This is a genomic window from Rhodococcus sp. P4_B6 (genome assembly GCF_056402215.1).
The window spans coordinates 1-2,133 of the sequence record NZ_JBFUHV010000400.1 but is presented as its reverse complement, the minus strand read 5'-3'; the positions used below and the strand labels follow the sequence as shown (position 1 = coordinate 2,133).

Sequence of the window (2,133 nt, the reverse complement as noted above, 5' to 3'; positions counted from 1 at the left end):
GCGAAGGCATTGACAACAGTCCTGACCGGCAGAGGGGAAGGGGAAGTCTGCCGCCTCCAACTTAAACGAAACAAGGCAGAACTAAGCAGCGACACGCTACTAGGCACGTGACAGTGGTCGCCATGACGGAGCATCGGTACCGCACCATCGCGGACCAACTGGAGTGCGAGATCGAGCGCCTGAACGTCGGCTCGGCCGTCACCCTGGTGGTCGACCCGGTCGACGGCTCGGCCAACGCCGCCGCCGGTGTGCCGCTGGCCTGCTTCAGCGCGGCCGTCGTCGTGGACGGTGAGTTCACCGAGGCCATGACCAGCTGGCTGCACACGGACGAGCGCTGGTGGGCGTCACGCACTGGTTCGCCCTACCTCACCAGCGGCTGCCGGTCCGTCGCGGACGCCGCCGTGTCGATGCTGCGCCCGCACCCGCGCAACTGGGACGCGTGGACCCGCGTCGCGCAGAAGGCGACCCGCATCCGGATCCTCAGCTGCAGCACCCTCGACGCCGTCCTGGTGGCCACGGGAGCCGTAGATGCGTTCGTCGACGCCGGAAGCGACACCCACCGTCTCATGGACATCGCCGCGGCCGTTGTCCTCGTTGGCGCGTCCGGTGGCGTCGTCCTTGATGCCTTCGGCCGGCCCGTCGAGTTCGACACCGACCTCACCCGCCGCTGGAGCGGGATCGTCGCGGCCACCCCCGAACTCGGCGAGGAGCTCCGAACCCTCATCGCAGAGGCGTAGCAGCCCGTGCATCCTGGGTAGCCGGAGCCTGATCCCGGCAAGCCCACAGCCTGAGCACGGACCGTCCTGCAGAGGGATCGCTCGACAGGGCCGCGGCTACCCTCAGGAGTGGAGCACTACGTTTCAACGAAGCTGTTTTCGGATCCGCTCGAGCAGCCATGACTCGACGCCACTGAGCGCCGTCCCGGCCATTGTCGTGGGGTGCCCGTGCCCGTGGGGACCCGGTTGGCCGGCCAGAGCCGAGCGCCCTGACGATGCGCGACGACTTCAGCGCCCCACCGAGGCGATCGGCCCCCTTCCGGGTCTGACCAACCGCCCACCACGGTAGTCCCGGAAGGTGTCGGTGCGGTGGCGGGCATGTGGCCGGCGAGTGTTCGCGTGTGCCTCTTGTCCGCGCCGGCTTGGTAGGTGGTCGGGTGCCGCGCAAGCCGGGGGATGAGCGCCCTCGAAACCGCGGAAAGGTCACCCGCCGCGAAGGAGCCGACGGGGTCGCGGAAGCGCTGCATACAGCCCGTACCGCGGCCGGAGTCTTCGAACCGGGCGAGCTGCCCATCGACGGCTACGACGACCTCAACGTCTCGGAGACAGTGGCTGCAGTCAAGGAAGTGACCGAGCCGGCCGACGTGCGCGCCATCGTGGCGGACGACCTGACCTCCCGGGAATGACCGTCCCGCCGAAACCGCTGGCCCATGGTGTCGAACGAGCAGTGATCGTTCGCTGCCTCACTCGCCGTCGGACACACCATCGCGATCGACGGCGATACACCAATCCGATCACCGTTCTGTGGATCGTCCGGATTCGGACCCACTCGGTGAATGACGGGGGCCGTTCATAGGGTCAGGACCCGCTGGTCGTCCGGGCCCGCATGAGTGCCTCTTGATGTTCGCGGACGTCTTCGCCGTGGGCGGGTGACGCGGCCCAGCTTCCGTCGGGGTGGAGCACCCAGCACCGGGTCCTCGGGTCGAGCGCCGAATCGAAGAGGCCGCCTAATTGCGTGGTGAGCCGCGGATCTTTCACCTGGACTCCGGCCTCCACCCTGCGGTCGAGGTTGCGGTGCATCATGTCGGCGCTGGCGATCCAGTATTCGTCCGCCCCGCGGAAGTGCAGGACCCGCGAGTGTTCGAGGAAACGGCCGAGGATCGACCGGACGTGGATGTTCTCGCTCAGTCCGGGCACCCCCGGTTTCAGCGCGCAGATTCCGCGGACGACGATCTGCACGGGCACACCGGCCTGCGACGCACGGTAGAGCGCGTCGATCACCTGTTCGTCCACTAACGCGTTCGCCTTCAAGCGAATACCCGCGTCCTCGCCGCGAAGTGCGCGCGCCACTTCGCCGTCGATCCGCTCGATGATGCCCCGCCGTATGCCGTAGGGCGCGACGAGGAGCGACGAGGAG

The 2,133-nt window shown here is 68.0% G+C and carries 1 protein-coding gene and 2 pseudogenes; 2 read left to right on the top strand and 1 reads right to left on the bottom strand.

Going from position 1 to position 2,133, the window contains the following annotated elements:
* The first annotated feature begins 122 nt into the window (after positions 1-122).
* Positions 123-737 (top strand): inositol monophosphatase family protein, encoded by a 615-nt coding sequence (locus AC1DWT_RS50955; RefSeq protein WP_241031249.1) that lies wholly within the window; start codon positions 123-125, stop codon positions 735-737.
* A 438-nt stretch (positions 738-1,175) separates the two neighbouring features.
* Positions 1,176-1,378: pseudogene (locus tag AC1DWT_RS50950) on the top strand (ferritin-like domain-containing protein); the annotation flags it as partial.
* Between the two features lie 196 nt (positions 1,379-1,574).
* On the opposite strand, the pseudogene AC1DWT_RS50945 reads toward AC1DWT_RS50950, so the two are convergent.
* Positions 1,575-2,133, bottom strand: a pseudogene (locus AC1DWT_RS50945) (RNA degradosome polyphosphate kinase); the annotation flags it as partial.

Bases quoted from the DNA above. Each gene is read 5' to 3' on its own strand.
- AC1DWT_RS50955 (WP_241031249.1), top strand. From the start codon at position 123: ATGACGGAGCATCGGTACCGCACCATCGCGGACCAACTGGAGTGCGAG.